We start from the raw sequence: 25,326 nt of genomic DNA, 5'->3' as shown, positions 1-25,326 counted from the left end.
GCGGAGTGCGCCTCCCCGCGTCTGTCTCATCGCTTCTCTTGGAACGCTGCCATGCCGGCTGTCACGTCGCCCTCCACCCGCCGGTGGGGGCGCCGGACGGGGAGGCGCGCGCGCCTCCTCGCCCTGGCGCTCGTCCCTGTCCTGATGCACGCCGCCGCCTGCCCGGCGGCGGCCGGTTCCGTTGCGGCCAGCCGCGGCGCGATCTCCATGGCGGACGAGCCGGAGATCCCGGCCCGGCTCACGGTCGCGCCGGACGGCCGGGCATTGCAGCTCGTGGGCGACCTCACGGCGGGCGTGGCCGCGCGGGTGAGCCGCCTCCTCGCCGCCCATCCGGAGATCGAGCGCCTGGACCTCACCAGCGACGGCGGCCTCGTGGAGGAGGGCGCGGCGATCGGGGCGCTGGTGGCGGCGCGGGGGCTTGCCACGTCGGTGCCCGATGCCTGCGCGTCGGCCTGCACGCTGATCTTCGTCCGCGGGCGGACGCGCCTGATCGCGGCCGACGGCCGGCTCGGCTTCCACGCCCCCTACGTGATCGGGGCGCACGGCAAGCCGCGGCCGGTGGATGCCGCAGCGGAACGGGCGGCCTACCGGGCCGCCGGCCTGCCGCCGGCCTTCGTGGCGCGGGCCCTGGCGGTGCCTCCGGCGGGCATCTGGATCCCCGACGCGGCGCAGCTCTGCGCAGCCGGGATCGTGACCGACATCGTCGGTGCGACGGATCCGGTCCCCCGCGGGACAGGCGGCGCGACCCTGCAGCGGGCAGCGCTCGCGAGCCCCGAAGCCGCGCCCAGGTCCCGGGATGATGGCGGGGTCGGCGGAGCGCCACGCGAGGCATGTCAGCGGTATCACCACGCCCAGTGAGACCGGGTAGCGCCGGCACGGATCGTCGGAGGGCAGGCCGGAGCCCGGCCCGATCGCGCCGCCATCGGCTCGGGCTTCCGAGTCCCTGCGGTCCCACGCGCCCATGCGCCGAACTCACGTCCCGACCGGGAAAGACCACTCTACGGTCTAGCTTGGTTTCATACGTCAGAAAAATCTAATCTGGATAAGTATTTATTTGATCGATCTCAATGTATTCTCCGCCTCCAAGCCGGTGCGGAGAAGCAGCCGTGTCAAATCCGCTCGTGCGCAAGCTAGAATGCTACACCCGGCTCTCGGAGGCGGACCGGTTGTGCTTGATCGACGCCGTCGGCCCAGGGCGGATGGTCGCCGCGCGAACCGACATCATCCATGAGGGCGACGATCCGCGCACCGTCAACGTCATCCTGGACGGGTGGGCCTGCCGCTACCGGCAATTCATCAACGGGCGCCGGCAGATCGTCTCGTTCCTCCTGCCCGGCGACCCCTGCGACCCGCACATCTTCCTCCTGGACGATATGGACCACACGATCGGCGCGATCACGCCCGTCCTTCTGGGCCAGATCTCCGGCCCGGCACTGCAGGCGATGACCGCTCGCAGCCCGCAGCTCGAACTCGCCTTCCACCGGGAGGCGCTCGCCACCGCGGCGGTCCAGCGCGAGTGGACGATCAGCCTCGGCAGTCGCACCGGGATCGAGCGCCTCGCCCACCTGTTCTGCGAATTACACGCGCGGCTGGCGGCGATCGGCCTCACGGAGGGCAACACATGCCCCATGCCGATCACCCAGAACGACCTCGGCGACGCCATGGGGCAGACCAGCGTGCACATCAACCGCACGCTGCAGGAGCTGCGCGGCATGGGGCTGATCACCCTGCGCAGCCGGCGCCTGACCATCCACGATCCGGCCGCGCTCGCCCGGCTCGGGCATTTCGACAGCGCCTATCTCCACATCACGGAGCAGGTCGGCCGCGCCGTCGCCCAGCATGCGTGAACCGTGCCCGCCGCGGCACGATTGAGCCCTGTTGGAGCGTTCCCGAGAGATCCGGCATGACAGACCCGCGCGATCCCGCCGAGCGCCTCGCCGCCCTGGAGGCCGACAATGCCCGCCTGCGCCGGCTGCTGGACGAAGGCGGGATGCCCGACAGCCTGCGCCACGGGATGCGCAACACGATGGCGATGATGCGGACGGTCCTGCACCGGTCGGCCGAGTCCTCCGCCGATGTCGAGACCTACGTCGCCCATCTCGACGGGCGGTTCGGGGCCATCGCGCGGGTCCAGGCCGCCACCGACACGTTCGGCGACGCGGACCTGCACACCTTGATCTCGGACGAGCTGATGTTCCACCTCGTGCGCGAGGGCGAGCAGGCGACGCTCACCGGCCCGCGGGTCCGGCTGCGGCCGCGGGCCGCCTTGGTCCTGGGGCTCGCACTGCACGAGCTGACGAGCAACGCGGTGGAGCACGGGTCCCTGGCGCTGTCGCAGGGGCGGATCGCCGTGGCTTGGCAGATCGCGGAGGCAGAGGCGGCGACGCCGGTCCTGACCCTCGACTGGATCGAGACCGGCGGCTGCGGGGTGCGGCCGCCGGCCCGGCGCGGCTTCGGCACGGACGTGATCGAGGACATGCTGGCCTACGATCTCGGCGCGCAGGCCAGCCTGACCTATGCGCCGGACGGGCTGCGCTGCACGGTCCGGCTGCCGCTCACCGCCCGGATCGGGCGCCGCGTGCCCGAGGAGGCCGAGCTCCCGTAAGGCTCCCCGGGGGGCACGACGCTCTCCCGGCTCGCGTGCCGCGCAGTCCTCAGGCGGCGCGGATGCTGACCAGGAAGCGGTCGACCTCCGCGGCGAGCCGCTCGGACTGACGCGACAGGGCCGTGGCGGCCGTGAGCACGTGATCGGCCGCGGCCTCCGTCCGTTCCGAGGCCATGGCCACACCGGCGATGTTGCCGGTCACCTCCGCGGCCCCCTGCGTCGCATGGGCGACGCCGCGCACGATCTCCCGGGTTGCGGCGTCCTGCTCCTCCACGGCCGCCGCGGTCGCGACCGCCACCCCGTTGATCTCGCGGATCCGCTCGATGATCGTGCCGATCGCCCCGACCGCCGCGCCGGTGACGCCCTGGATCCGCCCGATCTGCTCGGCGATGCCGTCGGTCGCCCGGGCGGTCTTCTCGGCCAGGGCCTTTACCTCGCCCGCCACGACCGCGAAGCCACGACCGGCCTCACCGGCACGCGCGGCCTCGATGGTGGCGTTGAGCGCCAGGAGGTTGGTCTGTTCCGCGATGGACGAGATCAGCCGGACCACGTCGCCGATCTCGGAGACCGCATCCTTCAGCTCGGACACGAGGCCGGCCGTCTGGTCGGCCTCGCCGACCGCCTGTTGGGCGAGCTGCGAGGAGCCGCTCGCCTGGCGGCCGATCTCCTGGATGGAGCTGCCGAGTTCCTCGACCGAGGCCGCGACGGTGTTGATGTTGGCCGCAGCCTCCTCGGCCGCGCTCGCCACCGTGCCGGACTGGCTGGCCGTCTCCTGGGCCGTCGTGGTCATCTGGTGGGCGGTCTTCTGGAGTTCGCCCGCGGACGACGAGACACGCTCCACGATCCCGGCCACCGCCTCCTCGAAGGTCCGGGCCAGCTCCATCCTGTTGCGCCTGCGCTCGACGGAGGCGGCGGCTTCCGCCTGCCGCCTGAGCTCGGCCTCCGCGGCGGCGTTGCGGGCGACCATGGCCTTGATCTCCTCGACCGCGCGACCGACGATCCCGATCTCGTCCCCGCGCCGCGCCTCCGGGATAGTGGCATCGACATCGCCCTTCGCCATCCGCTGCAGCACGGCGACGAGGCGCTGAAGCGGCCGCGCGACGCCGAACACGACGATCACGGCGGAGAGGCCCAGGGCGGCGAGCAGGCTCGCCAGGGCGGAGCCGATCAGCACGGTGTGGGCCTCCTCGGCCTCGCGCTGCGAGGCGGCCTTCGCCTCGTTGAGGCGGGCACGCGCCAGCGCCTCGTAATCCCGCGAGACCTTGTCGAAGCGCGCCCGGATCTCGCGGCCCGCGACGAGGCCGACCTGGATCGCCGCCGCCCGGTCGTCCCGGAGGGCGAGGGCGTTGGAGCGGTCGAGCAGATCGAAATAGTCCCGCGCCAACTTGCCGATCTCGAGCTGGATGTCGCGGATCTCCTTGCGGCGCGATCCCGCGGCCAGGGTCGCGATGCTGTCGGCGACGGCTTTGACGGCCTCATCGTACCGCGTCCGGAAGTCCTGGATGTCGCTCTCCGGCTGGCCGATGACGATGTTGCGGTTCATGAGCGCCGCTTCGAGGAACCGCTCCCGGACCTGCGAAAAGGCCTCCAACCGCACAAAATAATAATCGACCAGATACTGGTCTCGCTTTTCCATCATATCAAATTCGCTTAGTGAATACGTCACAAGGAATGTGATCGCCATCAGCATAATCAGAATGGGCGCGGATATCTTCACGGCCAATCTGGCATCTCTCAGAAATCGCATACTCGATCACCCCCTGCCCAACCGCAGATTCACCAGGGAGGAGAGACTTCTCAGAATTTCGGCAAAAGGCAACGCTTTCTCGAAACTATACGCGTACCGATTCGCAAATCACCAACATACATGACACGACGACTGCAACGGCCGTCAATTTATTTGATTCACATCTACGGATAAACGAGAACCATCTTATCCGCCTTGCTCTGACTTGGAGCGAAATCCTGTCCGACGGACCGGGATACCGCTCGGTTCCAGCCTGGCGAACACACCCTCTGGGGTATCGCCCCCGGACCCGGAACGATGCTCCAGGGCCTTGGTTTCGCGTCATCGTGCTGCGAAAGCCGGCATCCAGCGGTTCGGGGATGCTCCGGAGGCCGCGCCCCCCATGCCGGGGCGGCTCGCCCGTGACGGATCCGCGGAGCGACGCGATGCCGGGCTTCGGGGCCGGGATTCAGGAACGCGGCTCTGCGCGCTCGCGCCCCGCCGCGTCCGGCTTTCGATGAACGGGACGATCCGCGAGGCGCTGCGTTCGGGCTGCGGACCGGACTGGACGCCCCGGGGCGGCGAAGCCGGTTCCACAAACGGGGCCGCCGGTCTCGCGACCAAACCTTCAACGGACGCAGGACATGAGCAGGGCTGCCCGCGCCGGGACGCCGGCGGGGGCCCGCCGGGTCCCCTCCCGTGCTCAGTCCAGCACGATCGGGTAGCAGCGCGCGCTCACGGAAGCGGCGAGCACCTGCACGGCGCCCACGGTGGAGACGTCGCCCGCCACATGGACCACGTCGGTGGCGCGCAGGCTCGGCAGATGGGCGGTCAGCGGGCCGGAGCGCACGTCCGGCGGGCGCTGGCCGCCGCGGTCGGCGCAGAGCACGATCCGGGCGACGCCGGTGCGGCGCAGCCAGTCCAGGCTCTCGCGCATGTAGAGGTCCAGCGCGTCCCGGGCACCGACGGCGAGCGCCATCTCGCGGGCGGGCTCAATGTAGCGGGCCGCCCGGGCGATCGCCCAGATCGCGCCGAAGCCGGCGCCGGCCGCCACCAGAACGAGGCGGCCGCCCCCGGGGCGGTACTGCCCCCGTCCCACCGGCCCCTTGAGGCGCACGGGCTGGTCGAGGCGGATCGTGTCGACCGGACCGCCCTCGGGATCGCGGGGGATGTGGAACACCGCCTCGTTGATCTCGGCGGCGCCATCGACCCGCAGGGTCGGGGCCAGCGTCAGGGTGGGCAGTCCCGCGAAGGTCACCCGGGCCTGATGGCCGGGCTCCAGGGTCGGGCGCTTGGTCAGGGTGGCCACGACCTCGACGATGCCGGGGCTGAGCCGGCGGATCTCCGTGACGGTGCCCTTGCGGAGGGCGACCGGGATCGGCGGCGCCTCCTCCTGCCCCTGGATCGGGGCACCCGGCAGGCTCGGCCGCAGAGCCTCGGGCCGGGCCCGGTGGGCCGGTGGACGGCGGGCGGGACGCGCCGCGCCCTGGCTGGCCAGCGGCGTGCCGGCCTGCGCCTGGACGGGTGCGATCATGCCCTCGGCCAGCGCCGCCTCCAGGGGCGTGTCGCCGGTCGAGACGCGCACCGACCGGCCGTTGACGACGAGCGAGCAGCGCGCGCCCATGGCCTTACCCCGCGTGGTCTGGAGAGGGCTCACCGAAGGTGGGTTCACGAGGGAGGGCGGGTTCACGGGGCACGGATCAGGAGCGAATCGACCAGAGCCGCCCAGCGCTCGCGGGTCGCGCGGACATCGTCGCTGGCGGCGGATTCGGTGAGGAGCTGGCGCTGCGCCCGCAGCGATTCGACCTCCTGCCGCTGGGCGCGAAGCACCGCCTTCATCACCTGAAGCTCGGTCTCGAGGCGGGCGATGGCGTCGGCGTCCTCCGCATCGTCAAAGAGGTCTTCGCCGGGCCCTGTCTCGGGCTCGTCGGCGCGCTGGAGGTCGTGACCGGGCAAGTCACGGCCGGGCAAGTCACGGCCGGGCAGGGGCAGCCGGGTCCGGGCCTGCGGGTCCAGCCGGACCGGCCGGGCCATCAGGCGGCGCAAGAGATCCGAGCTGCCTGCCTGCTGATAACGCCGTGCCGCCTCGGCCATCCGCCCATCCCCATGCCGGGCGCCGGCGCGCCCATCCATCAACAGGAGCTTGCGCGGACATGGTTAAGGTGGGCTTAAATCACTGCGCGACTCACGCCGCCGCCGCAGCCTCCTTCATCACCCCGGCGACGAGCGTATAGGTCTCGACCCACGCCTCGCGCACCTCCGGGGTGAAATCCGGCCCCAGCCCCTGTTCCAGGGTCCAGAGCAGGGCTTCGCCCACCGGCGCGTAATGGGCAGCCTGCGTGCCGTAGGCGATGTGCTTGCGCCCGAGATCCTGGAGCGCCGGCACCACCGTGTCCGGGTGGTTGAGATTGGCCACCGCCAGCCCCAGCATCGCCATCAGCTTCTTCTTCTGCTCGGCCATGTCGTCGGGGAAGAGGGGGCGCACCTGCGGGGCGATCTCGAACAAGCGGCCATAGAACAGGTCGGCCGCCGTCCCGGCGATCGGCCGCACCTTCGCAAAGCTGTCCTGCACCAGCTTGATCTGTTCGGGGGTCATCGCAGCACCTGCCAGGGAATCTCCACCCCGGCAGGTTACACCCGGCCCACACGCTCAAGAACCAATCTAGGTTGGTATCAGGCGGCTTCCGGCGCGGCGCCGACGATCTGACGAGCCTGCAGCAGGGTCATCGGCTCGCCGAAGGCCGGGCCGAGGGCATATTCGCAGCCGAGCCCGGCGAGCGCCTGGGCGTCGGCCTCCGATTCGCAGCCCTCCGCCACGATGGCGAGGTTCAGCTCGCTCGCCATGCGCACGATCGAGCGCAGGATCGCGGTCTGGCCGGTGCCGATCTGGCGCACGAAGGTCGCGTCGACCTTGATCGTGTCGAACGGGAAGCGCTGGAGATACGACAGCGCCGAGTAGCCGGTGCCGAAATCCGACAGGCACAGGCCCGCCCCGAGGTCGTGGATCCGCGCCAGCATCTGGGCGGCGTATTCCGGGTTCTCCATCACGAGGCTCTCGCTGAATTCCAGCTTGAGCGAGCCGGGCAGGGCGCCGGAGCGGGCCATCACGGTCTTCACGTCGTGCAGGAGGTCGTGGCGCAGGAGCTGGCGCGAGGACAGGTTGCAGGCCGCGAAGATCGGCGGCTCGACCTCCAGGGAGCGCTGCCACGCCGCGAGTTCCAGCGCCGTGCGTTCCAGGGCGAAGATGCCGAGATTGACGATGAAGCCGCTCTCCTCGGCGAGCGGCAGGAAGGTCGAGGCGGGGATGCGCCCGAGTTTCGGGTGGTCCCAGCGCAAGACCGTCTCGAACCCCGCCACGGTGCGGTCTTCCAGCCGCACCACCGGCAGGAACAGCACCTTCATCTCGTTGCGCTCGATCGCCTTGCGCAGGTCGCTCTCCAGCATCAGCCGGTCCGAGCGGTCGGTGCGCATATGGGCGCGGAACACCTCGATCCGGTCGCCGCCGTTGCGCTTGGCCTGGATCATGGCGATCTCGGCGCTCTTGAACACCTCGTCGCGCTTCAGGTTGGCGCCGGCCTCGTAGAGGGCGAGGCCGATCGAGACGGTCAAAAAAATCTCCCGGTCGGCGTAGGTGATCGGGGTGGCGATCGCCCGGCGGATCATCTCGGCGAAGGCCAGGATCCGGTCGGGCTCGCGCTCCGAGACCAGGATCACCGCGAACTCGTCGCCCGCCACCCGAGCGAGCGTGTCCTGCGGCCGCAGCAGGCGGCCGAGGCGGCGCGAGAGGGTCAGCAGGATCGAGTCGCCCGCCGAGAGGCCGATCGCGTCGTTGATGCCCTTGAACCGGTCGACGTCGAGCACGATCACGGTGGGCTTGAGGCGCGGATCCTGGCTGGCGAAGGCGAGGGCCGCGTCGAGGCGGTCGCCGAACAATTCGCGGTTCGGCAGGCCGGTCAGGCTGTCGTGCACCGCGTCGTGGAGCAGGCGCTCCTCGGCGGTCTTGATCTCGGTGACGTCCGCGATCGTGCCGACCACGCGGATCACCTCGCCGTCGGCGCCGATCACCGGCCGCGCCTTCAGCCGGTACCAGAAGAAGGTGCCGGCCTCCGAGCGGAGGCGGAAATCGTGGACGATGCGGCCGCGCCGCTCCTCGATCACCGTGTCGAGGGCCGCCGAGTAGCGCTCCACGTCGAACGGGTGGAGGGCGCCGAGCCAGTTGGTCGCCGGCCCCTCCAGGGTGCCCCGGGCGAGGCCGAGCTGGGCCTCGATCTCCGGGCCGACGAAGACCCGGTCGGCCGGCACGTCCCAGTCGAACACCACGTCGCCGGCCCCCGTCAGCGCCAGCGCCCGGCGCTCGGTGTCGGAGACCAGCGCGTGGCTGAGGCCGCCCCCCGCGAAGGCGTGCTGGAGCACCGTGAAGCCGATCAGCATCACGATCAGCACGAGGCCGCCGATCAGGGCCGGCTGCACGAGGTCGCTGCCGATCTGGCCGGTGACCGCGAAGCCCGCCGCCGCCACCCAGACGACCAGCAGCAGCCAGGTCGGCACCAGCAGGATCGCCCGGTCGTAGCCGTTATGGACCGCGAGGTAGAGGATCAGCAGCAGGCCGATGCCGGCCACCGCCGCGATGGAGATGCGCGCCACCCCCGCCGCCACCGGCGGATCGAACACCGCGAGCCCCACGAGACCCGCCAGGAAGGCGAGCCAGAAGAACGCCACGTGGCTGTAGCGCACGTGCCAGCGGGCGAGGTTCAGGTAGGCGAACAGGAAGACCAGCAGCGTTGCCCCGAGCACCGCCTCGGCGGAGGCCCGGTAGACCCGCTCGGCCAGCTCGGTGACCGGGAAGACCCGCTGCAGGAAGCCGAAATCGATGCAGGCATAGGCGAGCACCGACCAGGCGAGCGCGGCGGCGGCAGGGAAGATGATCGCGCCCTTGACCACGAACACGATGGTCAGGAACAGGGCCAGCAACCCGCTGATCCCGATGATGATGCCCTTGTAGAGGGTCAGGCCGGCGGATTTCCGGCGGTAGGCATCCTGATCCCAGAGGTGCAGCTGGGGGATGTTGGCGCCGCGCAATTCGGCCACGTAGGTGACGGTGGTGCCGGGATCCAGCGTGATCGTGAACTGGTCGGCCTCCGGGTTCTCGTCGCGCTCGGGCCGGATGCCCTGGCTCGCCGTGATGGCGGCGATCCGCGAGCCGCCGAGATCGGGCCAGATCACCCCGGAATCGACCAGCCGGAAATGCGGGGCGACGAGGATGCGGTCGATCTGCTCGTCGGTGTCGTTTGTGAGCGCGAACACGATCCAGTCGGGCCGGGCGCCGGCATCGCGCGCCTTCACGACGATGCGGCGCACGATCCCGTCCTTGCCGGGCGCCGTGGAGATCTGGATCAGGTCGCCGTCCGAGCGGTAGCGCTCGATCGCGCCGGTCAGGTCGATCACCGGGGCGTCGAGGGTGACGCGCACCGCCTCCACGGCCCAGGCGGGCGCGCTGAAGGCGAGGGCACCGACGAGACCGCCGACCAGGGTCAGGAGGAGGGCGAGGATGCGCAAGGGTGTCTTGGTGTCCGGCCGTGCGAGAAGCGGCGTCAGCCGCCCCGGCGGCCTCGATCGAGCGGATCGCGCCCTTTTGCGGCCAAATCAAGTTGCGGCGGCCATTTCGCGGCACGATCCAGAGCCGGTTTGACCGACGATCCCGGGTTTCCAAAGGGCCGTGCCCTTTGGCGGGTCCTCAGGGCAGAGCCCTGAGATCAGGCGAAGCCCGATACCGGACGAGGTCCAGCACCAGGGCTCTGCCCTGGACCCGCGAAAGGGCGCGCCCTTTCGAAACCAGGACCGGCTCTCAGGCCCCCTGGAGCGCGCCCGCGATCGTGGCGAGGCTCGGCAGCTTGCGGATCGGGCCGATCGCCGCCAGCGTCGGCGTGCCCTTGAGCATCGCGGCGGCGGCGGCGCGGACGTCCTCCACGGTGACCGCGTCGACCTTGGCGATCACCTCCCCGGCGGGGATGACCCGGCCCCAGGCCAGAATCTGGCGGGCGTTGCGTTCGATCCGGCCGCCCGGCGTCTCCAGCGCCGAGAGCAGCGACACCTTGAGCTGCGCCTTGGCGCGGGCGATCTCGACGGTGTCGAGGTCGCGGGCCGCCCGGGCGGTCGCGGCGAGCGTCACGTCGACGAGTTCGGGCAGGTCCGCCCCGGCGGTGCCGGCGCCGATGCCGAACAGGCCGCAATCCGAGAACGGCCAGTGGAAGGCCTGGATCTCGTAGGCGAGGCCGCGGGTCTCGCGCACCTCCTGCCACAGCCGCGAGGTCAGGCCGCCGCCCAGCACCTGCGCGAACATGTGCAGCGCGTAGTAGCGCTCGTCCCGGAAGGAGAGGCCCGGTAGGCCGATCACCACGTTGGCCTGTTCGAGCTTGCGCGGCATCCGCCGCTCGCCGCCGCCATAGGCGCCCGGCACCGCTTGGGGCGCGGACTTGGCGGGGAGGGCGCCGAAATGGCGCTCGGCCGCCGCCACGATCGCCTCGTGGGTCACCGCTCCGGCGCCCGCCACGACGATGCGGTCCGGCGTGTATTCCCGGTCGAGATAGGCGCGGATCCCGGCCTCGTCGAAGCTCCGGATCGTCTCGGGGCGCCCGAGGATCGGCCGGCCGACCGGCTGGTCCGGGAAGGCGGCCTCCGTGAAGGCGTCGTAGACCACGTCGTCGGGGGTGTCCTCGACGGCGGCGTATTCCTGGAGGATCACGCCCTTCTCCCGGGCGAGCTCGCCCGCGTCGAACACCGAATCGGTGAGGATGTCGCCGATCACGTCGAGGGCGAGGTCCGCATCCTCGCCGAGCACCCGGGCGGTGTAGCTCGTCCCCTCGGTCGAGGTCGCGGCGTTGATCTCGCCGCCGACATTCTCGATCTCTTCCGCGATCTTCTGCGCCGAGCGGGTGCGGGTGCCCTTGAACGCCATGTGCTCGATGAGGTGGGACAGCCCGGCCTCGTCGGCGCGCTCGTTGCGCGAGCCGGCCCCGACCCAGACCCCGAGGCTGGCGGTGGCCACGCCCGGCATCGGCTCGGTGACCACCGTGACGCCGTTGGGAAGCCGCGTGGTGCGCAGCGACGGCGAGGCGGCGTGGGTGGAGAAATGCTGGTTCATCGACGGCTCGTCGCGGAGGGGGCCGGATCGGGCGCGGAATCCCTCCCCCCTTTGCGGGGGAGGGTGGCCCCTGCGTCAGCAGGGGTCGGGAGAGGGGAGCGCCGTTCCAGGAAAATGGGCAGCAGGTTTGAAGGCCACAACTTTATCTTGCACCGTCGCTCCCCTCTCCCGACCCGCTTCGCGGGCCACCCTCCCCCGCAAAGGGGGGAGGGGGAGCGGCGTGCCACCCGCGGCAAACTCAAGCCCCTCGCGTGATGCGGGCGCGCTCGCGGATGAGACTTTCCAGGGCGGCCTGATCGTTGGCCACCCGGGTCAGGCGCTCGGGCCGGTCCATCAGGTCGGCGAGGTGCGGGGGCAGGGGCGGGCGCAGGCCGCCGGTGGCCTTCGCGACCGCGTCCGGGAATTTTGCCGGATGCGCGGTGCCCAGCGCCACGACCGGGGTCGCGGGATCCTGCTCCAGGAGCCGCCGCCCGGCCCGCACGCCGATGGCGCTGTGGGGATCGAGCACCACGCCGGTGGCCGCCTGGGTGAGGGCGATCTCTTCCATCACGTCGGGCTCCGGCACCGCGACGGCGTCGAACTCCGCGCGGACCGTCGCCAGCACCTCGGGGCTCAGGGAGAAGCCGCCGGACTGCTTCAGCCCGGCCATCAGCCGCGACAGGGCGGAGGCGTCGCGCCCCAGCGCCTCGAACAGCAGACGCTCGAAATTCGAAGAAATCTGGATGTCCATGGAGGGCGAGGTGGTGGGCACCACGCCGCGCAGCTCGTAGGCGCCGTGCTCCAGGGTCCGCACGAGGATGTCGTTGGCATTGGTGCCGATCATCAGTCGCCCGACCGGCAGGCCCATCTGCTTGGCGACCCAGCCGGCAAGCACGTCGCCGAAATTGCCGGTCGGTACCGCGAAGGAGACCGGCCGGTGCGGCGAACCCAACGCCACCGCGCTGGTGAAGTAGTAGACCGCCTGCGCGGCCACCCGGGCCCAATTGATCGAGTTGACGCCCGACAGCCGCACCGCATCGGCGAAATCGGCGTGCTGGAACAGGGCTTTGACGAGATTCTGGCAATCGTCGAACGTGCCGTCGACGGCGAGCGCATGGACGTTCTGCGCCGGCACCGAGGTCATCTGCCGGCGCTGCACCTCCGAGACCCGCCCGTGGGGATAGAGGATGAACACGTCGACCCGGTCGAGCCCGCCGAACGCCTCGACGGCGGCCGAGCCTGTATCGCCCGAGGTCGCGCCCACGATGGTGGCGCGGGTGCCGCGCTGGGTCAGCACGTGGTCCATCAGCCGCCCGAGCAGCTGCATCGCCACGTCCTTGAAGGCGAGCGTCGGCCCGTGGAAGAGTTCCAGCAGGAACAGGTTGTCGTCGAGCTGGGTCAGCGGGCAGACCGCCGGGTGGCGGAACGTCGCGTAGGCCCCGTCGATCATCCGGTCGAGGTCCGGGCCGGCGACGTCGCCGTCGATCAGCGGGCGCAGGACGCGCTTGGCGGCCTCGGCGTAGGGCCGGCCGGCGAGGGCGGCGATCTCCGCAGGCGCGATCTGCGGCCAGGTCTGCGGCACGTAGAGCCCGCCGTCGCGGGCAAGCCCCGCCAGCAGGGCGTCCGAGAACGAGAGCGGCGCGGCCTCGCCGCGGGTCGAGACGTGGAGCACGGGGTCCTCCGAGGGAAGGCGCCCCCTCTACACGATGCCGGCGGGCCTGTCGAAAGCCCAAAGCCGCGCGGCCGGTCTGCCCGCAGGGCGGGGCGGCTGGTTTAACCGAAGCTGAACGGGGCGGTTCAGGGCCGGTTCGGCGGTGACAGCCCATGAATCGGCCGACCCGACGGCGATCTGCCGGCGGGGTCGATCCCTCCTCGAAGAGAGCCGACATGACCCGAATCATCGCCCTCGCGGGCGTCGCGGCCCTGCTGTCCGGCACCGTGGCGTTCGCGCAGACGCCGCCTCCGCCGCCCGGCGGGCCGCGGCCCGGCCCCGAGGCCGGCGCACCGCCTCCGCCGCCCCCGGGCGGTCCGCGCCGCGGCCCGGGTGCCGACGCGCCGCCGCCGCCCCCGCCCGGCGGCCCGCAGCGCGGCCCCGACGGCCCGCCGCCGCCGCCGCCGCCGCCGCCGAAGGGCGCGCATTTCATCCTCGAGCGCGGCGATGCCCGCATCGACGTGAAATGCGCCGACGACGACACGACGAAGGCCTGCGCCGACATCACCCTGCAGATGCTCGACAAGCTCGCGACGCTGAAGTCGGAACCCCGGTGATGCCGCGGGCCCGCCGCCCCAAAGGCGGCGGGCCTTTCAGGCGTTCGTGCTTCAGGCGTTTGTCCCTGGCGCCTTGATCAGGCGGCAGCCGGTGATGCGCCACTGCCCGTCCGCGTCCCGGACGAGGCTGTACTCGGCGGTCCAGTCGACGCCGTACTCGTCCTGGATCGCCACAGACTGGACCACGCTGGCCTCGCCGGTGTCCCGGCCCGCGCCGAACACGAAGCTGCGGTGCCGGTAGACGGGACGGTACTGGGTGCGGACCATGCCGATGAACAGGTCGGCGTTCGGGAAGAGTTCGCGGATCGCCGGAGCCGCCTGGGCGTAGGCGGCCGGCGCGTCGTCGCGCCCGAACGCCTCGACCTGCCGGGTGATCGTGGCCTGGGCCGCCACGCGGGCGGCGTCGTCGGCCGCCGCCGGTCCCGCGAGGCCGAGGACGAGGACGAGGACGGGTAACGCGCGCATCGAGGTCACTCCAGCTGGACGGATCCGATATTCGTCATCACCCTTTGAAGATGGTCTCCAGGCCGCCGGCGACAATCGGGGCGCGCCACCTCAAGGCGATGTGTCGCCAGCTGGCCGCGTGAAACCTGTTTTCGTCCCTGCGACATGCCGCACGCCTGAACAGGCTTCGAGAAAGGGTCGCCTGTTTCGCGACAGGAACCTGCAACCCACCCAGGCCCCGCGCGGATGAAGCGCAGGACTGAAGCGCTGGTTTGCCGCGGCCCATCTGCCGCGGCGCGAATGCACTGGGCACAGATCGCGCTTCGATTGTGCAAGCCGCTGAAAAGAACGGCATTTTTCCGCCAAAGCACCGCCGCGGGTTTGACCGTCCAGCCCGGTTTTGCAACCCTTCGGCAGACGCGGCTCCCTCAGGCCCGAAGCCGCGTGGAGTGCAGACCGATGACGCAGAGCGAGGCCGGTGCGGGACCTGCGGCCCCGGAGAATCCCGCCCGGGAGGCCCCGAGCGGATCGCCCGCCATGAGCGTCGGGGTGTTCATCCCCATCGGCAACAACGGCTGGCTGATCTCGGAGAACGCCCCGCAGTACCGCCCGAGCTTCGCGCTGAATAAACAGATCACCCTGAAGGCCGAGGGTTACGGGCTCGACTTCGCCCTGTCGATGATCAAGCTGCGCGGCTTCGGCGGCAAGACCGAGTTCTGGGACCACAACCTCGAATCCTTCACCCTGATGGCGGGGCTCGCCGCCGTCACCACCCGGATCAAGCTGTTCGCCACCGCGGCGACCCTGTGTCTGCCGCCGGCCATCGTCGCCCGCATGGCGGCGACCATCGACTCGATCTCGGATGGGCGCTTCGGCGTGAACCTCGTCACCGGCTGGCAGAAACCGGAATACGACCAGATGGGCCTGTGGCCCGGCGACGCGCATTTCGCCAACCGGTACGACTACTTGTCGGAATATGCTCAGATTCTGCGCGAGCTGTGGGAGACCGGGGCCAGCGACCTCAAGGGCACGTATTTCCAGATGAACGATTGCCGGCTGAGCCCCCGGCCGCAGGCGCCGATGAAGATCATCTGCGCCGGCCAGAGCGGGGCGGGTCTCGCCTTCACGGCGCAATACGCCGACTACAATTTCTGCTTGGGGAAAGGCCTCAACACGCCGACCGCCTTCGCCCCCGTGGTGGAAAAGCTCGCGGAGGCCCGCGCCAAGACCGGCCGGCGGGTGACCTGCTACGCCCTGTTCATGATCGTCGCCGACGAGACCGACGCCGCCGCGATGGCTACCTGGGCGCATTACCAGGCGGGGGCCGATGCCGAGGCGATCGCGTGGCTCGGCCTCCAGGGCGCGGCCGACACCAAGTCCGGCGGCGACACCAACGTGCGCCAGCTTGCGGACCCCGCCTCGGCGGTGAACCTCAACATGGGCACATTGGTCGGCAGCTACGCCAGCGTGGCGGCGATGCTCGACGCGATCATGACCATCGACGGGGTGGAGGGCGTGCTGCTGGTGTTCGACGATTTTCTCAAGGGTCTCGATGCCTTCGGCACCCGGATCCAGCCGCTGATGCGCAGTCGCCGGCACGTCGCCGCACCGCTGGCGGAGGTCGCCTGATGGACGCCCCCGCCGGATACCGCGATCCGCAAGGCCGCCACGGCAGCACCGTCCTGCCGGCCCGGCCCGAGCCGATCGCCTTCGACCCCGCCGCCACGGTGTTGATCGTGGTGGACGTGCAGAACGCCTATGCGAGCCCGGGCGGCTACCTCGACATCGCGGGTTTCGACATATCGGGCACCGGCCCGGTGATCGCGCAGATCGTCCGGGCCGTAGCGGCGGCGCGGGCGGCCGGCATCAAGATCCTGTGGTTCCAGAACGGCTGGGATCCGGACTACGTCGAGGCGGGCGGCCCGGGCTCGCCGAACTGGCACAAGTCCAACGCCCTCAAGACCATGCGGCGGCATCCGGAGATGAACGCGCGGCTCCTCGCCAAGGGCTCGTGGGACTACGCGCTGGTCGATGCCCTGAAGCCCGAGCCGGGCGACCTGACGATCGGCAAGCCGCGCTACAGCGGCTTCTACAACACGCCCCTCGACAGCATGCTGCGCGCCCGGGGGATCAACACGCTGGTCTTCACCGGCATCGCCACCAATGTCTGCGTGGAATCGACCCTGCGGGACGGATTCCACCGCGAGTATTTCGGCATCGTGCTGGCGGATGCCACGCATCAGGCGGGGCCGGAGAGCCTGCACCACGGGGCGCTCGCCAACATCGAGACCTTCTTCGGCTGGGTCTCGGACGTCTCCTCGTTCGAGGCGGCGCTCGGCGCACAGACCTGCACCGCAGCCGCGTAGATCACCCGCCGTCCCGGCACCCGCACCGCGAAAGTCCGAAAAAATGCCGAAGCAGGTCGTGATTCCGCCGGGGACGGGCAAGCCGCTCGCCCCCTACGTGCCGGGGACGCTGGCCGACGGCGTGCTCTACGTCTCGGGCACGCTGCCCCTCGATGCGGAGGCCAACGTCGTCCATGTCGGCGACGCCGCCGCCCAGGCCCGGCACGTGCTGGAGACCATCAAGGGCGTGGTCGAGGCCGCGGGCGGCACGATGGACGATGTCACCTTCAACCACGTCTTCCTGAAGGACTGGGCCGATTACGCGGCGATCAACGCGGTCTACGCGGCGTATTTTCCCGGCGAGAAGCCGGCGCGCTACTGCATCCAGTGCGGCCTCGTGAAGCCGGACGCGCTGGTGGAGATCGCCTCCGTGGCGCATGTCGGCCGATGAGCATCGGCGCGGCCTCGCTCCACCATGCGGTGACGGGTCTGGAGGACGGGCAGCCGGTGCTGCTCTCGCCGGGGCTCGGCGGTGGGGCCGGGTACTTTGCGCCGCAGATGGCGGCGCTCACGGCGCGGTTCCGGGTGGTGACCTACGACCATCGCGGGACCGGGCGGTCGCCCGACCGGCTTGGCCCGGATCACGATATCCCCGCCATGGCCCGGGACGCGCTCTCCGTGCTGGACGCTGCCGGGATCGACCGCGCCGACGTCGTCGGTCACGCGCTGGGCGGCTTGATCGCCCTGCAGATGGCGCTCGTCGCGCCCGGGCGGGTCGGGCGGATCGTGGTGATCAACGGCTGGGACGCCCTGGACCCGGCCACGCGCCGCTGTTTCGCGGCCCGCCGGGCGATCCTGGCCGGGGGCGGGCCGGAGGCCTTCGTGCGGGCGCAGGCGATCTTCCTGTACCCGGCCCCCTGGCTCTCCGCTCAGGCCGAGCGGGTCGCGGCCGACGAGGCCCACGCCCTGGCGCATTTCCCCGGGGCCGAGACCGTGCTCACGCGCATCGGCGCGTTGGAGCGCTTCGCGATCGCCGACCGGCTCGGGCGCATCCCGCACGAGACCCTGGTGATGGCCGCCCGGGACGACGTACTGGTGCCCTACACGCGCTCCGAGCGCCTCGCGGCGGCGCTGCCCCGGGCCCGCCTCGTCCTCGCCCCCGAGGGCGGCCACGCCCACAGCGTGACGTGTCCGGAGGCCTTCAACCGGGCCTTGCTGGACTTCCTCGATCGCCCCGCATGAGCGAACCCGCGAGTTGCGGCAGGGCCGCGGCGAGGAGTGCGGCGGCGCGCAGCACCTCCGCGGCCTCCCCGGGAGACCGGCGAGCCAGCGCCAGGGCGAGCCGGAGCGGCACCTGCGCGCAGAAGCTCGCCGCGATCAGCACCAGGGCCGCAGCGATACCGTGGTGCTTGCCGGCGTAGAGGATCTGGCTGCGCAGGAAGTAGAACAGCCGCCGCGCCCGCACCTGCCGGGTCGTGCCCTGGCCGAGATGGCGGGTGACCGCCCCGGCCACGTGCCGCACGGCAAACCCCGCCGCCCGGGCGCGCGTGCAGAGATCGGCATCCTCCCAGTAGACGAAGAAGCGCGGGTCGAACCCGCCGAGCGCCTGGAACAGGTCGCGGCGGATCATCAGGAAGGCGCCCATCACCTGATCGACGGCGCGGTCCTCCGCGTGGTCCCATTCGAGGAGGAAGTGCGGGCGCACGAGGCCCAGCCGGTCCAGCGCCAGGGCGCGACCGAGGAGGCCGAGCGCCGTGGGCGCCCGGGCGCAGGAGCGCGCAGTCCGCCCGTCGGGATCGACCAGCCGGGCGCCGACGATCCCGGTCCGCGGATCGGCCATCAGCGCGGCGCGGGCCAGCTCAAGGGCGTCGGGCTCCACCTGCGTGTCGGGGTTGAGGAACAGGATCACGGGAGCCTCGCCCGCGGCGGCACCCTGGTCGCAGGCCCGGCCGAAGCCGCGGTTCTCCACGTTGCGGATCAGCCGGAGCGGGCGGGGCAAGAGGGACAGATCTGGGGGCAGGTCCTCGACGGAGCCGTCGGTCGAGGCATTGTCGACCACGATCACCTGCACGGATGCGGCGTCCTGCACGCCTGCGAGACTCGCGAGGCAGGCGCGCAGCAGCGCACCCCCGTTCCAGTTGACGATCACCACGTCCAGGACCGGGGGGAGGGCGGGGCGGTCGGTCACGGCAGATCCTTGGGCAAACCTTTGGGCGGCCCGAGGCGGCCCAGGGCGCCGTCACCGGCCGCTCCGAGGAGCCGCAGCAGCACAGCGGGCCGGAAGCCCGAATCCGCCCAGTACAGCCCGGCCTGAAGCGGCAGGTAGGCGGCCTGGGCGAGCTTCCAGCGCAGCGGCACGTGCGGCAGCCGCCACGCATAGACGGCGTTGCGCAGGTAGGTCGCCATGCGGAACAGGGGCTGGCGCGGCATCGCGATCCCGAAGGCCCGGATCACCCCGCCGCCGACCCGATGGGGGATCGCGACGTCGCGGGCAACGTAGCAGCCGTAGCCGCGGCTCCAGGCGCGAAAGCACCATTCGAGCTCGACCCCGTCGATGAAGAAGTCGTCCCGGAACGGGCCGACCCGCTCGAACGCGGCGAGGTCGATCAGCGACCCCGAGGTCGCCAGGAACTGCACCGGGGCGAGGGCGCCATTCTCCGGCACGCCGGGGCGCGGCGGATAGGCGGGCGCCTTGTGGCCGGCGGCCGGCGCCGGGGCAGGGCCCACCACCGCGGCCGGGATCCCGGCCCGCCGCAGTGCTCCGAGGGCGGCGAGCAGACCGGCGGCGAGGTTTTCGGGCGGCTCGGCATCCTGATCGAGGAGCAGGAGCGTCTCCGCCCCGGCGTCCCGGGCAGACGCGGCGATCCGGTTGAGCGCCGCCGCGATGCCGATGTTGTGCCCCGCCGACAGCAGATTTACGCCCGCGTGGACGAGGCGCGCCGCGTCCGCCGCCGAGAGGCCGCCATTGTCGAAGGCGATCACCGTGGCGCCCGCGACCGCGGCTTGGGCGAGGACGCGCTCCACCTGATCCCGGCCCGGCCGGAACAGGGTGACGCCGAGGGCGCAGCGGCTGGATCGCGGATCAGGCACCGTGCAGCCTCCGCCGGGGATCGCGGCGCCTCACGCCTGCTCCACCGCGGCGGTCGCCGCCTCCAGGGCGGCCGTGATGGCGGCGGTCTGCTCGGCGCTGAGCGGGCCGCGGGCGAGGCGCATCTGCAGGGCGAGCTTCAGCCCCTCCTTGGCGCGCACCAGGGAGGGCGGCGGCCCCTCGCCCAGGGCGGCCTCGGCCTCGGCCATCCGGGCGAGGATGGCTTCCAGGGTCGGACGGTTGCCGTCGAGGACCGCCTGGCCCTCCGGGGTGATCGTGTGCAGCCGTTTGGTGCCCTCCCCGGGGGTCACCGTGACGTGGCCGAGTTCCTCCAGCAGCGTCAGCGTCGGGTAGACCGTCCCGGGGCTCGGGCTGTAGGCGCCGCCGACCCGCTCCTCGATGGCCTTGATGATCTCGTAGCCGTGCCGGGGCTTCTCGGCGATCAGATGGAGGATCACGAGCCTCAGGTCGCCATGGGCGAAGAAGCGGGCGAGGTCGCCGCGGCCCCCGCGGCCGAACATCCGGCGGTCGCCGGGGCCGCGGCCGGGGTGCCCGTGACGGCCGCGGGGATGATCCCCGCCCATCGGACCGCGATGGGCCCGGAACCGGTAGGCGTCGAAGGGGTCGGCGCGGAACGCGTCCATGAAGTTGGGATGCATGATGATCGGCTCGCATTCGAGATCGTTCATGTTTAGATATATCGAAACCGCATCGTCAGCAAGGGTTGTGGGCCGGCGCCGTGGTGCACGGCTCTCGGCTGCGTCGGGACGCTCCGGAGTTTACGGGCTCGGCCGGTTCCGTTAGTGCGACGGGCCACCGCCGCCATCCCGGCCCCACCCGCATCTCCGACGTTGCCCGACAGCCGCCTATGAACCGATCCGCGCCGCGACCGCGCCCCGTGACGGCATGCGGTGAACGCGACTCCGCAGGGCTCGGGGCTGCGCCACAGCTCCGCCGGACTGGGTCGAACCGACGCTGCGGGGCGGATCCAGCGGTCCGTAGATGGCACGGCGGCGGCACGCGCCGATCCGATGCGCGATCCCCTTAGCGTGGGCCCGGCACCGGCCGCGCCCGAACACCCCATCGACGAGGACGCCGCATGATCTCCGTCAACGAGGACATGAAGCAGGAGATGCTGCGGCGGGGCATCTCGGTGCTGCATCCGGCCCCGTTCGGCCTGCCGGAGGACTGCACCTTCGAGCCGCCGTGCAGCATCAAGTGGATGGGCGTCGATTACTGCCTCACCATGGGGGCGTTCTCGTACGCGGTGAGCGGATACTATTTCGGCGCCGACATCGCCCGCTACTGCTCGATCGGCGAGAGCGTGCAGGTCGGTCGCGGCAGCCATCCGGTGCATTGCGGCTCGACCTCACCGCTGTTCTACACGCACCACTCCGCCGTGTTCGACCGCGCCGATCCGCGGGCGGAGGATTACGAGATCTGCGGGCCCTATCTCTGGCCCAAGCGCGTGCGCATCGGCAACGACGTCTATATCGGCCACGGCGCCTTCCTGATGCCCGACATCACGATCGGCGATGGGGCGATCATCGGCGCGATGGCGGTGGTGACCAAGGACGTGCCGCCCTACGCGATCGTGGCGGGCAGCCCGGCCCGGATCGTGAAGATGCGCTTCCCCGACGCGCTGATCGAGCGCTACCTCAAGGTGCAATGGTGGCGCTACGCCTTCTGGGACCTGCGCCAATGCTCGATCACGGATCCCGAAAAATTCCTCGACGCGGTGGAGGAGCGGATCGCCGGCGGGATGCAGGAATACCGGCCGGAGCCGATCCCGCTCCGCTCACTGGTCCCCGGGGGATAGGGCATCGTCCAGAAAGGTGGCGTCCGGCCGACGGGACGATGAGCCAGGGGGCGGGGTCAGGCCCTGCTGGCGGCGAGCCGCGCGAAGGCCGCCATCAGGGCGTCGGCCTCCGTCTCGCTCAGGTCGCTGAAGCAGAGGCAGGGGCCGACGAAGACGGTCCAGACCCCGTCGAAGGTCCCTTCCTTGTGGATCCGCATGACCGCGCTCCGACACCGACCGAAGCTAACGGCTTGAACCGTGCGGGCGTTGCACAGCCGGTTGCGGTCGGCCACCTCACCCGGCAAGCACCCGGGCCGCTGCCGCGCCCAGCGCCCGCACGCCCAGCACCAAGTCGGCGTCGCTGGTATCCTCCGCCCAGTGGTGGCTGATGCCGCCGATCGAGGGGACGAACAGCATCGCGGCCGGCAGGATCTGGGCGACGTTCTGCGCGTCGTGGCCGGCCCCCGAGGGCATGACCTGCCAGCCGCCCGGGCAGACCGCCTCGGCGGCCTCCGAGAGGGCCCGCATCAGGTCCGGGTCGCAGGGGGCGGGGATCGCCTTGGAGAGGGCCGTCAGCGTGGCGGGGCAGCGCTCGCGCCGGTTCGATTCGCGCACCAGCGCCTCCAGGCAGGCCTCCATCCGCTCCAGAACCGGCATCGCCACGTCGCGGAACTGGAAGAACACCTCGGCCCGGCCCGGGATGATGCTGTAGCCGCCGGGATCCAGGGTGATCCGCCCCGTGGTCCAGGTGCTGCGCGGGCCGCAGACTTTTGGGAACTCCCGGTCGATCGCCGCGAGCAGGCGCACCGCCGAGAGACCCGCGTCCCGGCGCTCCGCCATGGTGGTGCCGCCCGCATGGTCCTGGTTGCCGTCGAACACGATCCGGAACTGCCAGATCGCCACGATGCCGCTCACCACCCCGAGATGCAGCCCGGCGGATTCGAGCTGCGTGCCCTGCTCGATATGCATCTCCAGGAAGCCGCGGTAGCGGCCCGGGTCGAGCCGCATCCGGGGCAGGCCGGCGAGGCCGGCGGTGGCGAGCGCCGCGCGCAGGGGCGTGCCGTCGGTGCGGTTGCGGGCCTCGTCGATCTCGGCCTCGGTGAGATCGCCGACCGCCGAGCGGCTGCCCAGGAAGCCGCCGGAGAAATGCCCCTCCTCATCCGCGAAGGCGACCACATCGACCGGCAGCCCGGCCCGGGCCAACGCCACGCCGGCCACGACCCCCAGCGCCCCGTCGAGCCAGCCGGCCTCGTTCTGGGTCTCGATATGGCTGCCGACCAGCAGATGCGGGCCGGGGCCGCGGTGGCGCCCCAACACGTTGCCGATCCCGTCGATGGAGGCCTCCAGCCCGCAGGCCTCCAGCTTGGCCATCAGCCAGCGGCGGGATTCCATGTCGTCGGCCGAGAAGGTCGGGCGGTGGACGCCGGTGCGGAACCGGCCGATCTCCCGCAATGCGTACAGGTCGGCCAGAAAGGCCTGGGTGTCGATCTCGGTCATAAGGTCCCCGGAGGCTTTGCGTCCGGACCGTGCAAGGCCCGTGCGCAGGTCCGGGTTTCCAAAGGGCTTGCAGCCCTTTGGCGGGGTGTCGGGGCAGGGCCCCGACCCTTGGGCTTCGCCCAAGCCCAGCAGGGCTCTGCCCTGCACCCGCACAAGGGCTCGCCCTTTTGAAACCGGGACTTGGCGCTACTCGGCCGCGACGGGCGTCCGGTCCGCCGGCTGCGCCATCCAGGCGGCGAGGTCGGCCCGGGCCCGGTCGGTCAGCGCGCGCTTCTTGAGGACCGCCTTCTCGGGTCCGCGCAGGCGGCGGCCGGTCTCGTTGCGCGGGGCCTGCGCCAGGGGCGGGAACAGGCCGAAATTGACGTTCATCGGCTGGAACGAGCGCGGGGCGTTGGCCTCGCCGTCCGCCTCGACATGGCCGCCCGTGATGTGGGCGATCAGCGCGCCCAGCGCCGTGGTCTGGGGCAGGGGAGCGAGGGGCTGCCCCGCGGCCTCGGCCACCGCGAAGCGGCCGGCCATCAGCCCGACGGCCGCGCTCTCCACGTAGCCCTCGCAGCCGGTGATCTGGCCGGCGAAGCGCAAGGCTGGACGGGCCCTCAGCCGGAGCGTGGCGTCGAGGAGGCGCGGGCTGTCGAGATAGGTGTTCCGGTGCAGGCCACCCAAGCGGGCGAACTCGGCCCGCTCCAGGCCGGGGATCGTGCGGAAGATCCGCACCTGCTCGGCGTAGGTCAGCTTCGTCTGGAAGCCCACCATGTTGTAGAGCGTGCCGAGCGCGTTGTCCTGGCGCAGCTGGACGATCGCGCAGGGCTTGACCAGCGGGTCGCGCGGGTTGGTGAGGCCCACGGGCTTCATCGGGCCGTGGCGCAGGGTCTCGGGCCCGCGCTCGGCCATCACCTCGATGGGCAGGCAGCCGTCGAAATAGGGCGTGCCCTCCCACTGCTTGAACCCGATCTTCTCACCCGTCACCAGGGCGTCCACGAAGGCCTCGTACTGCTCACGCGTCATCGGGCAGTTGAGATAGTCGGCCCCGGTGCCGCCCGGGCCCGGCTTGTCGTAGCGCGACTGGAACCACGCCACCTCCATGTCGATCGAGTCGCGGTGGAGGATCGGCGCGATGGCGTCGAAGAAGGCGAGGGACTCGGCGCCGGTCAGCCCGCGGATGCCCTCGGCCAGCGCCGGGGCGGTCAGCGGACCGGTGGCGACGATGCAGGACCCCCAGTCCTCCGGCGGCAGCCCCGCGACCTCGCCACGGACGAGGGTGACGTTGGGGTGCTGCTCCAGCGCCCGGGTCACCGCGACGGAGAAACCCTCGCGATCGACCGCCAGCGCCCCGCCCGCCGGCACCTGATTGGCATCGGCCGCCCGCATGATCAGCGAGCCAAGGCTGCGCATCTCCTGATGCAGCAGCCCGACGGCGTTGCCCTCGGGATCGTCCGACCGGAAGGAGTTCGAGCAGACGAGTTCGGCCAGCCCGTCCGTCTGGTGGGCCTCGGTCCCGCGCACCGGGCGCATCTCGTGGATGACGGCGCGATGGCCGGCCTCGGCCACCTGCCAGGCGGCCTCGGACCCGGCGAGGCCGCCGCCGACGATGTGGATGGTCTGTGTCATGCCCAAGAATAGCGAAGGACCGCCGCCCGGATCAACGGGCGACGGTCCTTCGATGGGGTCTCGTGAAACGCGCGGTCGGGGATCAGACGCGGGCGATGCCGCGGATCTCGCTGCGGTTGATGCCGAGATCGGCCAGGTCGCGATCCGAGAGGCGGGACAGCTGGGTGACCGTGTCGCGGTACCGGAGATAGGCGCGGACGCGGCTCAGGACGCTACGGGCGGCGGACATGATGTACTTTGACCTCTGCTTGGGCAAACGACGGCGCTTCCTTGCGCATCGATGCCTCTTGTTGGTGCAACGCACATATAAGCCCGCTGCGGCGCAGCAGGAGTCGAAAGGTCAAGCATCAGACCTGCGGCTATCGCATGACCCGCTTAAGATCTCGGCAAGCTTTACGAATGGTCATTCTTTAGGCGCATATGACGCCTGCCGCACATGCGAAGGGCGCCCCACCTGCCGGTGGGGCGCCCTGCCTGTCGGGATATCGCTCCGGGCGTGCCTCAGTAGAACGGGCGCGGACCGTAAAAGCCGTAGGGGCGGTAATAGGGCCGCGACCGGACATAGCCGTAGCCGCCGTAATAGACCGGCCTGCGCCAGTAGCCGTAGGGGCGGGGTCCCCAGTTCGGGCGGCAGAGGCCCCAGGGATTGGGATGGAAGCCGGGGCCGCAGCCCCCGGCCGCCTGGGCGGAACCGGCGAGCCCGAGGCCGCCGGCGATCGCGGCGGCCATAACGAGCGCCTTTGCGCGCGGTGCGCTCAGAAGCGTCATGACTGGATCTCCTCTCGTCCTCCGGCGATCGGCAGCCGGTCGAAAGAGATTCGGCTCCG

At 71.1% G+C, this 25,326-nt stretch carries 25 protein-coding genes; 9 read left to right on the top strand and 16 right to left on the bottom strand.

From position 1 onward, the window contains the following. Positions 1–51 precede the first annotated feature (51 nt). The 3 genes from BLQ49_RS17265 to BLQ49_RS17255 all read left to right on the top strand — a co-directional run bounded on the left by BLQ49_RS17265 (position 52) and on the right by BLQ49_RS17255 (position 2,605). Positions 52–858: a COG3904 family protein gene (locus BLQ49_RS17265; RefSeq protein WP_244507641.1), complete on the top strand. Its 807-nt coding sequence runs from the start codon at positions 52–54 to the stop codon at positions 856–858. A 248-nt stretch (positions 859–1,106) separates the two neighbouring features. Then, positions 1,107–1,847: a Crp/Fnr family transcriptional regulator gene (locus BLQ49_RS17260; RefSeq protein ID WP_091717827.1), complete on the top strand. Its 741-nt coding sequence runs from the start codon at positions 1,107–1,109 to the stop codon at positions 1,845–1,847. A 56-nt stretch (positions 1,848–1,903) separates the two neighbouring features. Further along, entirely contained in the window at positions 1,904–2,605 is a 702-nt protein-coding gene (locus tag BLQ49_RS17255) for an HWE histidine kinase domain-containing protein (RefSeq protein ID WP_091717825.1), read from the top strand. A 49-nt stretch (positions 2,606–2,654) separates the two neighbouring features. Here the strand turns inward: BLQ49_RS17255 and BLQ49_RS17250 are convergent, their stop codons facing one another. From BLQ49_RS17250 to thrC, 7 genes are all read right to left on the bottom strand, one after another. Further along, positions 2,655–4,241 carry a methyl-accepting chemotaxis protein gene (locus tag BLQ49_RS17250; protein ID WP_244507655.1) on the bottom strand — a complete coding sequence of 529 codons (1,587 nt, stop codon included), beginning with the start codon at positions 4,239–4,241 and terminating at the stop codon, positions 2,655–2,657. A gap of 793 nt (positions 4,242–5,034) precedes the next feature. After that, positions 5,035–5,955 (bottom strand): ferredoxin reductase domain-containing protein, encoded by a 921-nt coding sequence (locus BLQ49_RS17245; protein ID WP_091717821.1) that lies wholly within the window; start codon positions 5,953–5,955, stop codon positions 5,035–5,037. 62 nt (positions 5,956–6,017) lie between these two features. Further along, on the bottom strand, positions 6,018–6,425 hold the full coding sequence (locus BLQ49_RS17240) for a hypothetical protein (RefSeq protein ID WP_091717819.1): 408 nt from the start codon (positions 6,423–6,425) through the stop codon (positions 6,018–6,020). Positions 6,426–6,516: 91 nt separating this feature from the next. Further along, positions 6,517–6,927, bottom strand: a complete 411-nt coding sequence (locus tag BLQ49_RS17235) for a globin family protein (protein ID WP_091717817.1) — start codon at positions 6,925–6,927, stop codon at positions 6,517–6,519. Positions 6,928–7,004: 77 nt separating this feature from the next. After that, positions 7,005–9,887, bottom strand: a complete 2,883-nt coding sequence (locus BLQ49_RS17230; protein ID WP_091717815.1) for an EAL domain-containing protein — start codon at positions 9,885–9,887, stop codon at positions 7,005–7,007. Positions 9,888–10,176: 289 nt separating this feature from the next. Then, a complete protein-coding gene (locus BLQ49_RS17225) occupies positions 10,177–11,472 on the bottom strand; it encodes a M16 family metallopeptidase (protein WP_091717813.1) in 1,296 nt (431 codons plus the stop codon). A 238-nt stretch (positions 11,473–11,710) separates the two neighbouring features. Next, entirely contained in the window at positions 11,711–13,123 is a 1,413-nt protein-coding gene (gene thrC, locus BLQ49_RS17220) for a threonine synthase (protein ID WP_091717811.1), read from the bottom strand. A gap of 215 nt (positions 13,124–13,338) precedes the next feature. Between thrC and BLQ49_RS17215 the strand changes: the two genes are divergently transcribed. Beyond that, complete coding sequence (locus BLQ49_RS17215) at positions 13,339–13,719, top strand: hypothetical protein (protein WP_091717810.1); 381 nt, start codon at positions 13,339–13,341, stop codon at positions 13,717–13,719. Positions 13,720–13,770: 51 nt separating this feature from the next. Here the strand turns inward: BLQ49_RS17215 and BLQ49_RS17210 are convergent, their stop codons facing one another. Further along, positions 13,771–14,184: a DUF4864 domain-containing protein gene (locus tag BLQ49_RS17210; RefSeq protein ID WP_091718058.1), complete on the bottom strand. Its 414-nt coding sequence runs from the start codon at positions 14,182–14,184 to the stop codon at positions 13,771–13,773. Positions 14,185–14,700: 516 nt separating this feature from the next. Between BLQ49_RS17210 and rutA the strand changes: the two genes are divergently transcribed. From rutA to rutD, 4 genes are read left to right on the top strand one after another with little or no spacing between them, the layout of a single operon-like run. Then, complete coding sequence (gene rutA, locus BLQ49_RS17205; protein ID WP_091717808.1) at positions 14,701–15,792, top strand: pyrimidine utilization protein A; 1,092 nt, start codon at positions 14,701–14,703, stop codon at positions 15,790–15,792. Further along, positions 15,792–16,529: a pyrimidine utilization protein B gene (rutB, locus tag BLQ49_RS17200; RefSeq protein ID WP_091717806.1), complete on the top strand. Its 738-nt coding sequence runs from the start codon at positions 15,792–15,794 to the stop codon at positions 16,527–16,529. The genes rutA and rutB overlap by 1 nt, the downstream gene beginning before the upstream one ends. Before the next feature lie 43 nt (positions 16,530–16,572). Beyond that, entirely contained in the window at positions 16,573–16,959 is a 387-nt protein-coding gene (gene rutC / locus BLQ49_RS17195) for a pyrimidine utilization protein C (RefSeq protein ID WP_091717804.1), read from the top strand. After that, the gene (gene rutD / locus BLQ49_RS17190) at positions 16,956–17,750 is read left to right on the top strand and encodes a pyrimidine utilization protein D (RefSeq protein WP_091717802.1); all 795 of its coding nucleotides are present in this window, start codon (positions 16,956–16,958) and stop codon (positions 17,748–17,750) included. The genes rutC and rutD overlap by 4 nt, the downstream gene beginning before the upstream one ends. Here rutD and BLQ49_RS17185 read toward each other — a convergent pair. From BLQ49_RS17185 to BLQ49_RS17175, 3 genes are read right to left on the bottom strand one after another with little or no spacing between them, the layout of a single operon-like run. Then, a complete protein-coding gene (locus BLQ49_RS17185; protein WP_091717800.1) occupies positions 17,710–18,696 on the bottom strand; it encodes a glycosyltransferase family 2 protein in 987 nt (328 codons plus the stop codon). The genes rutD and BLQ49_RS17185 overlap by 41 nt on opposite strands. Further along, on the bottom strand, positions 18,693–19,598 hold the full coding sequence (locus tag BLQ49_RS17180; RefSeq protein WP_091717797.1) for a glycosyltransferase family protein: 906 nt from the start codon (positions 19,596–19,598) through the stop codon (positions 18,693–18,695). The genes BLQ49_RS17185 and BLQ49_RS17180 overlap by 4 nt, the downstream gene beginning before the upstream one ends. 30 nt (positions 19,599–19,628) lie before the next feature. Next, positions 19,629–20,285, bottom strand: coding sequence for a PadR family transcriptional regulator (locus BLQ49_RS17175; protein ID WP_244507640.1), 657 nt, complete (start codon positions 20,283–20,285; stop codon positions 19,629–19,631). A gap of 410 nt (positions 20,286–20,695) precedes the next feature. On the opposite strand from BLQ49_RS17175, the gene BLQ49_RS30635 reads away from it, so the two are divergent. Next, positions 20,696–21,415 carry a CatB-related O-acetyltransferase gene (locus BLQ49_RS30635; RefSeq protein ID WP_091717795.1) on the top strand — a complete coding sequence of 240 codons (720 nt, stop codon included), beginning with the start codon at positions 20,696–20,698 and terminating at the stop codon, positions 21,413–21,415. A gap of 56 nt (positions 21,416–21,471) precedes the next feature. Here BLQ49_RS30635 and BLQ49_RS29740 read toward each other — a convergent pair whose 3' ends face one another. The 5 genes from BLQ49_RS29740 to BLQ49_RS17150 form a co-directional block, all read right to left on the bottom strand. Beyond that, the gene (locus BLQ49_RS29740) at positions 21,472–21,612 is read right to left on the bottom strand and encodes a hypothetical protein (protein WP_167627726.1); all 141 of its coding nucleotides are present in this window, start codon (positions 21,610–21,612) and stop codon (positions 21,472–21,474) included. Between the two features lie 76 nt (positions 21,613–21,688). Next, the gene (locus tag BLQ49_RS17165) at positions 21,689–22,891 is read right to left on the bottom strand and encodes a Zn-dependent hydrolase (RefSeq protein WP_091717793.1); all 1,203 of its coding nucleotides are present in this window, start codon (positions 22,889–22,891) and stop codon (positions 21,689–21,691) included. 186 nt (positions 22,892–23,077) lie between these two features. Continuing rightward, complete coding sequence (gene trmFO / locus BLQ49_RS17160; RefSeq protein WP_091717791.1) at positions 23,078–24,499, bottom strand: methylenetetrahydrofolate--tRNA-(uracil(54)-C(5))-methyltransferase (FADH(2)-oxidizing) TrmFO; 1,422 nt, start codon at positions 24,497–24,499, stop codon at positions 23,078–23,080. An 82-nt stretch (positions 24,500–24,581) separates the two neighbouring features. Then, a complete protein-coding gene (locus tag BLQ49_RS17155; protein ID WP_091717789.1) occupies positions 24,582–24,728 on the bottom strand; it encodes a DUF1127 domain-containing protein in 147 nt (48 codons plus the stop codon). Positions 24,729–25,000: 272 nt separating this feature from the next. Continuing rightward, complete coding sequence (locus BLQ49_RS17150; protein ID WP_091717787.1) at positions 25,001–25,267, bottom strand: GCG_CRPN prefix-to-repeats domain-containing protein; 267 nt, start codon at positions 25,265–25,267, stop codon at positions 25,001–25,003. Between the last annotated feature and the right edge of the window lie 59 nt (positions 25,268–25,326).

This window comes from Methylobacterium phyllostachyos, from assembly GCF_900103445.1.
In the GTDB taxonomy this organism is placed as follows: Bacteria; Pseudomonadota; Alphaproteobacteria; order Rhizobiales; family Beijerinckiaceae; genus Methylobacterium; species Methylobacterium phyllostachyos.
This window is presented reverse-complemented; position numbering and strand designations above follow the sequence as displayed.

Excerpts from the sequence above, each read along its gene's own strand:
- rutA (WP_091717808.1), top strand. The coding sequence starts at position 14,701 with ATGAGCGTCGGGGTGTTCATCCCCATCGGCAACAACGGCTGGCTGATC.
- BLQ49_RS17210 (WP_091718058.1), bottom strand. The coding sequence starts at position 14,184 with ATGCGCGCGTTACCCGTCCTCGTCCTCGTCCTCGGCCTCGCGGGACCG.
- BLQ49_RS17155 (WP_091717789.1), bottom strand. The coding sequence starts at position 24,728 with ATGTCCGCCGCCCGTAGCGTCCTGAGCCGCGTCCGCGCCTATCTCCGG.
- trmFO (WP_091717791.1), bottom strand. The coding sequence starts at position 24,499 with ATGACACAGACCATCCACATCGTCGGCGGCGGCCTCGCCGGGTCCGAG.
- BLQ49_RS17215 (WP_091717810.1), top strand. The coding sequence starts at position 13,339 with ATGACCCGAATCATCGCCCTCGCGGGCGTCGCGGCCCTGCTGTCCGGC.
- BLQ49_RS17255 (WP_091717825.1), top strand. The coding sequence starts at position 1,904 with ATGACAGACCCGCGCGATCCCGCCGAGCGCCTCGCCGCCCTGGAGGCC.
- rutD (WP_091717802.1), top strand. The coding sequence starts at position 16,956 with ATGAGCATCGGCGCGGCCTCGCTCCACCATGCGGTGACGGGTCTGGAG.
- BLQ49_RS30635 (WP_091717795.1), top strand. The coding sequence starts at position 20,696 with ATGATCTCCGTCAACGAGGACATGAAGCAGGAGATGCTGCGGCGGGGC.
- BLQ49_RS17265 (WP_244507641.1), top strand. The coding sequence starts at position 52 with ATGCCGGCTGTCACGTCGCCCTCCACCCGCCGGTGGGGGCGCCGGACG.
- BLQ49_RS17235 (WP_091717817.1), bottom strand. The coding sequence starts at position 6,927 with ATGACCCCCGAACAGATCAAGCTGGTGCAGGACAGCTTTGCGAAGGTG.
- rutC (WP_091717804.1), top strand. The coding sequence starts at position 16,573 with ATGCCGAAGCAGGTCGTGATTCCGCCGGGGACGGGCAAGCCGCTCGCC.
- BLQ49_RS17245 (WP_091717821.1), bottom strand. The coding sequence starts at position 5,955 with ATGGGCGCGCGCTGCTCGCTCGTCGTCAACGGCCGGTCGGTGCGCGTC.
- BLQ49_RS17150 (WP_091717787.1), bottom strand. The coding sequence starts at position 25,267 with ATGACGCTTCTGAGCGCACCGCGCGCAAAGGCGCTCGTTATGGCCGCC.
- BLQ49_RS17250 (WP_244507655.1), bottom strand. The coding sequence starts at position 4,241 with ATGGAAAAGCGAGACCAGTATCTGGTCGATTATTATTTTGTGCGGTTG.
- rutB (WP_091717806.1), top strand. The coding sequence starts at position 15,792 with ATGGACGCCCCCGCCGGATACCGCGATCCGCAAGGCCGCCACGGCAGC.
- BLQ49_RS17165 (WP_091717793.1), bottom strand. The coding sequence starts at position 22,891 with ATGACCGAGATCGACACCCAGGCCTTTCTGGCCGACCTGTACGCATTG.
- BLQ49_RS17175 (WP_244507640.1), bottom strand. The coding sequence starts at position 20,285 with ATGAACGATCTCGAATGCGAGCCGATCATCATGCATCCCAACTTCATG.
- BLQ49_RS17240 (WP_091717819.1), bottom strand. The coding sequence starts at position 6,425 with ATGGCCGAGGCGGCACGGCGTTATCAGCAGGCAGGCAGCTCGGATCTC.
- BLQ49_RS29740 (WP_167627726.1), bottom strand. The coding sequence starts at position 21,612 with ATGCGGATCCACAAGGAAGGGACCTTCGACGGGGTCTGGACCGTCTTC.
- BLQ49_RS17225 (WP_091717813.1), bottom strand. The coding sequence starts at position 11,472 with ATGAACCAGCATTTCTCCACCCACGCCGCCTCGCCGTCGCTGCGCACC.